Raw genomic sequence first — 5,503 nt, 5'->3', positions numbered from 1 at the left:
TTTATCCTTATGCATTTGCTAATCTGTTTATGAATAGCGAAAATGCAAATTGAAATCCGTTTAATCGAAAATCGCCTGCAACTAACTAAATTTCAATATTTTCAAAGAATATTATTAGATTTTAATGGGACAGCAATGTCTGTTAAATAAAACGGAAGGAATCTACTTTTCCTTTTTAGCTTCATCCTTCAGCGAATCCACATCCCAGGCGCAATCGGTTTCATGAATGGAGTAGTTTTTTTCGGCTTGCAGGGTTTCTTTTACCTGTTCTGCAAAACGACGGGTTTCCTGAATAAACTTGCCCTGGTCTTCCAGCCAGTGTCGGTACAGCTCTTCTGTAACCTGGTCTTCGTGGTGTTTAAAAGTGCGTGTGGCACGGTAGGCTTCGTATTTCGAAAATCCCAGTTCAATCAATGCGTCGTTTCCAAGTTCGGCGGCCGAATGAAAGTTTTCGCGTTGTACTTTGTTAATGTTTAAATTCAGGTATTCAAATACATGGAAAATATCTTTGGCACGCGCCAGTATTTTTACATGCGGGTATTTCTTACGAACAATCTCGGCCACTTTCAACGCATTTTCATGCTCGGCCATACTAAGAATCAGCAAACGGGCATTTTCAATTCCTGCTTTTTCGAGCATTGTGGGGCGGGTAATATCGCCAAAATACAGTTTGAAACCATATTTACGCAGTGTTTCAACGTTTGATGGATTATTATCGAGGATGGTAACTTTTATTCCGTTTGCCAGTAAAATACGGCCAACTGTTAATCCAAATCGCCCGAAACCTGCAAGAATTACCGGTGTTTCTTCATCCTCAATATCATCGTATTCCAGTTTGTTTTGCCAGCGCGCCAAAATAGGGCTCACCGCTTTGTCGTTAAAAATTAGCAGTAGTGGCGAAATCGCCATCGATAAGGTAACTACCAGCAAAAGCATTCCTGAAGTTTGTTCGTCGAACAGTTTGTTTTGTTTCGAGAAGGAGATAAGTACAAAAGCAAATTCGCTGGCCTGTGCCAGCAGAAATGCAAAAAGAAACTCAAAGCCTTTTTTTAGCCGGAATATTCTGCCCAAAATCAACAGTACCACAAACTTTATAAAAATAAGAAGGAGCACAAACAGAATGATTAACCATGGATCTTCGATAAGCAGGTTAAAGTTGATGCCGGCTCCCACAGAAATAAAAAAGAGTCCAAGCAGCAATCCTTTAAACGGATCGATGGTTGTTTCCAGCTCGTGGCGGTATTCGCTGTCGGCCAGAACAACGCCGGCGATAAAAGTTCCAAGTGCGGGTGATAATCCAATGGCATCCATCCCAAGAGCAGTTCCAATTACCATAAGCAGTGCCAGGGCTACAAAAACCTCGTGTAAACCGGTTTCGGCAACCAGACGGAAAATATGACGGGCAGCAAAACGGCCAATAATAACCAATACGGTAATCGCTCCAATAATAATTAATAATTGCAGCCAGCCGGGCAATTGTGCAACCTGTCCAATACTGTTTATCGATGTATCCGAAAGATCGGCCGGTGTTCCCAGAGTGGCTATAATTGGTAGTAATGCAAGTATTGGAATAACCGCCATATCCTGAAACAATAAAACCGAAAAAGCCGATCGCCCGGCAATGTTGCGCATCAATCCTTTTTCGCTTAAAGTTTGTAATACAATTGCTGTTGAAGAGAGTGCAAGAATAAGCCCGATGGCCACCGCCCTGTTTAGCTGGAAATTGAGTAAAAGTGCTACTCCCGTAATTATTCCGGCAGTTATAAGCACTTGTAATCCCCCGAGTCCAAAAATAGATCGCCGCATTTTCCACAATAGTTTGGGCTCCAGTTCCAGACCGATAATAAAAAGCATAAGCACAACGCCAAACTCGGCAAAATGCATCACTTCTCCGGCTTCGTTGCCTACCAATCGTAACACAAATGGTCCGATAATAATTCCGGCAAGCAGGTAACCCAGCACCGAACCAAGACCCAGTTTTTTGGCAATTGGAACAGAAACTACTGCTGCACCAAGGTAAATTAATGCGTTTAAAAAAAAATCCTGATTATGCATCGTGCTTAATTATTTCGTTCATGTACTCCATTGTGTTCAGTTGTTCCGAATCGATCTGGTTATCGCGAAGCAGAGTTATAACCTTACGATAATCGTCGGCAAATTTTTTTATGTCATCTCTGCTTAGGGTATGCGAACCGTGCACTACAAAAGGCGGGAGGTTTTCCATCCGGCAAAGACTGGCCGATTGTATAAAAGGTGCTAAAAACTGGTTTATGGTATACCGGTTTTTTCCCTCGGCACTGTATACTTCTTTTCTTCCGCCGGTTGAAATGCACGACATGGCCCATTTACCTTCCAAAGCCCGCCCGTGTGTACCATAAGCAAAGCCATGTTGCAACACCAAATCCATCCACTCTTTGATAATAGCAGGCGCGCTGTACCAGTAAAACGGATGTTGCCAGATTATGATATCGTGCTGGGTTAGCAGTTTTTGTTCAACAGGCACATCAATAAAAAAATCGGGATACTTTTCATACAAATTATTAACGGTAACACCATCCAGATCTTTAATAGCTTCCATTAGCGTTTTGTTGATGAGCGACTTGTGAAAAGCCGGATGTGCAAAAAGTATTAATATTTTTTTCATTTCTAAATTCTGTTAAAACTGAAAATAGATGATTAAAAATCTCAAACAAATTTCAGAATGACAAAGTTGTCAGGTACTAATATCAGCTTTTATGAGCAACTATAAAAGCATAAATACCCGGAAAGCAAAAAAGTTTACGTTTTTCTATTTGAATTTATCCATTTTGTAAATTAAAAAATGCTGTAATTCAGTGTCTACTTAGTGTTGTTAATGTTATTTCACGCAAATGATATTAAAAAGTCATGAAACCGTTTCAGAAAACTTTGTAATTTTGCGGCTGATTTAAAGGACAGATATGACAGAAATTAAGCTTAACACAATTCCTGAAGCCATTGCTGCTATACAGAGAGGTGAAATGGTAATTGTTGTTGATGATGAAGATAGAGAGAACGAAGGTGATCTAATTGTAGCCTCGGAATTGATCACCACTGAAATCGTAAATTTTATGGCTTCGCAGGCTCGCGGCCTTATTTGCGTAGCATTAACAGAGGACCGTTGCAAGGAACTGGAGCTGGAATTGATGGTGGGTAAAAACACTTCGGCCAATGAAACGGCGTTTACAGTTTCGGTTGATGCGATTCATCCAGAAGTAACTACGGGAATTTCTGCTGCCGACCGGGCAATTACCATTAAAATGCTGGTTGATAAAAAAACCCGACCGGAACAATTGGGCCGTCCGGGGCATATTTTTCCTTTAAAAGCTATGGAACGTGGGGTGTTGCGCCGTACCGGACACACCGAGGCTGCTGTTGACCTTGCTCGTTTAGCCGGTTTAAAACCTTCGGGTGTGCTGGTTGAAATTATGAACGACGACGGAACAATGGCCCGCTTGCCACAATTGTATGAGTTTGCTCAAAAACATAAGCTGAAGCTGATAACCATTAAAGACCTGATTTCTTTCCTGTTCCAGAGCGAGAGCCTGATTGAAAGAGGTGAAGAAGTGGCTTTACCAACCGATTACGGCGATTTCAGAATCGTTCCTTTCCGTCAGAAATCGAATGGTGCCGAACATGTTGCTTTGATAAAAGGCGAGTGGGAGCCAAACGAGCCTATTATGGTTCGCGTGCACTCTTCATGTATGACCGGCGATATTTTTGGATCGATGCGTTGCGAATGTGGCGACCAGTTGCACAGCTCGATGGAGATGATTGAAAAAGCCGGAAAAGGTGTTATCGTTTACATGATGCAGGAAGGACGAGGCATTGGGCTACTCAATAAAATTGCTGCATACAAACTGCAGGACCAGGGAATGGATACCGTTGAAGCCAATCTTCATCTTGGATTTAAAGCCGACGAACGTGATTATGGCGTGGGAGCGCAAATTTTATGTAATCTTGGTGTTACCAAAATGCGTTTGCTAACCAATAATCCGGTAAAGCGTGTTGGTTTAGAAGGTTATGGTTTGGAAGTTACCGAAATTGTACCCATAGAAATTGCTCCAAACGAGCATAATCAACGTTACATGAAAACCAAACGCGACCGAATGGGGCATCACCTTCGAAAATTTAACTACGATAGATAATTTGCACTTTGTAAATATTTTACAAAGTTGTCTTGATAGATGAAATTTCATGATTAGATTTGTAGCATAAATCTAATCTATGAAACATCTATTTGTAATTGCCTTTTTGGTAATGGTAGCGGCACTCAATGCTGCTGAAAAAGGAACACAACCCAACATTATTTTTATTATTACCGATCAGCAACGCGCCGATGCACTGGGCTGCATGGGCAATGCTGCCGTAATATCACCCAATATTGATAGGCTTGCTGAAGCAGGTGCTACCTTTGTAAACGCCTATTCATCGGTGCCCAGTTGTACACCGGCACGAGCGGGTCTGCTAACGGGTATGTCGCCCTGGCACCACGGTATGTTAGGTTATGGGCGTGTAGCCCGCAAGTATAAATACGAAATGCCACGTATGTTGCGCAAAGCCGGTTACTACACGTTTGGAATTGGTAAGATGCACTGGTTTCCGCAAAAAGCTTTGCACGGATTTCACGGAACGCTGGTTGATGAAAGTGGCCGTGTTGAACAGGATGGTTTTGTTAGTGATTACCGCGATTGGTTTAAACTGCAGGCCCCCGGCGAAGATCCCGATAAAACGGGAATAGGTTGGAATGAACACCGTTCAGGAGTTTATCAGCTCGACGAAAAATTACATCCAACATACTGGACCGGCCAAACTGCTGTTGAATTAATCGAAAATTGCAATCAGGATAAACCACTTTTTCTAAAAGTATCATTTGCTCGTCCGCATAGTCCTTACGACCCGCCACAACGTTTTCTCGATTTATATAAAGATGTTCAGATTCCGACACCCTATACAGGTGAGTGGGATAAACAATATGAAGGTTTGGAAGGTGGAAAAGACGCTGCTTTTGGAGATTTTGGAGTTGATCATGCCATTGAAAGCCGGCGACATTATTACGCGAGCATCACCTTTATTGACGAGATGGTTGGAAAGATCATTCAAACGCTAAAAGATAAAGGGATGTACGAAAATACCCTTATTTGTTTCACATCCGATCATGGCGACATGTTGGGCGACCATTACCACTGGCGCAAAACCTATGCTTACGAAGGTTCTTCCAATATTCCCTTTATTATAAAATGGCCTGAATCTCTCAAAAGTAAATCAGCGCCCGGAACAAAATTGGAACAGGTTACCGAGCTGCGCGATTTTCTCCCAACATTTTTAGATGCAGCCGGAGCAGAAATTCCCAACGATATGGATGGTCTTTCCGTTCTCAAGTTGATAATAAATCCGCATAATGCATGGAGAAATTACATCGATTTGGAACACGCAACAACCTATAGTGAAGAGAACTACTGGTGTGCTTTAACTGATGGTGCCT

General features: G+C 42.1%; 4 protein-coding genes. 2 read left to right on the top strand and 2 right to left on the bottom strand.

The genetic code is table 11. The features are described 5' to 3' along the window. Positions 1 to 162: 162 nt before the first annotated feature. Together ABZB17_RS19905 and ABZB17_RS19900 are read right to left on the bottom strand one after the other, a co-directional pair. Entirely contained in the window at positions 163 to 2,055 is a 1,893-nt protein-coding gene (locus ABZB17_RS19905) for a monovalent cation:proton antiporter-2 (CPA2) family protein (RefSeq protein ID WP_372652905.1), read from the bottom strand. Continuing rightward, positions 2,048 to 2,644: an NAD(P)H-dependent oxidoreductase gene (locus tag ABZB17_RS19900; RefSeq protein WP_372652903.1), complete on the bottom strand. Its 597-nt coding sequence runs from the start codon at positions 2,642 to 2,644 to the stop codon at positions 2,048 to 2,050. The genes ABZB17_RS19905 and ABZB17_RS19900 overlap by 8 nt, the downstream gene beginning before the upstream one ends. 295 nt (positions 2,645 to 2,939) lie before the next feature. On the opposite strand from ABZB17_RS19900, the gene ABZB17_RS19895 reads away from it, so the two are divergent. Then, complete coding sequence (locus ABZB17_RS19895) at positions 2,940 to 4,166, top strand: bifunctional 3,4-dihydroxy-2-butanone-4-phosphate synthase/GTP cyclohydrolase II (protein ID WP_372652900.1); 1,227 nt, start codon at positions 2,940 to 2,942, stop codon at positions 4,164 to 4,166. 79 nt (positions 4,167 to 4,245) lie between these two features. After that, positions 4,246 to 5,503: arylsulfatase (locus ABZB17_RS19890; RefSeq protein WP_372652898.1), on the top strand; the 1,258-nt coding region annotated here is incomplete at its 3' end.

Source organism: Draconibacterium sp. (genome assembly GCF_041583095.1).
Taxonomy (GTDB): Bacteria; Bacteroidota; Bacteroidia; order Bacteroidales; family Prolixibacteraceae; genus Draconibacterium.
Note: the sequence above shows the minus strand (reverse complement) of the source record. Positions and strands in the feature narration are given on the sequence as shown.

Bases quoted from the DNA above. Each gene is read 5' to 3' on its own strand.
- ABZB17_RS19900 (WP_372652903.1), bottom strand. From the start codon at position 2,644: ATGAAAAAAATATTAATACTTTTTGCACATCCGGCTTTTCACAAGTCG.
- ABZB17_RS19895 (WP_372652900.1), top strand. From the start codon at position 2,940: ATGACAGAAATTAAGCTTAACACAATTCCTGAAGCCATTGCTGCTATA.
- ABZB17_RS19905 (WP_372652905.1), bottom strand. From the start codon at position 2,055: ATGCATAATCAGGATTTTTTTTTAAACGCATTAATTTACCTTGGTGCA.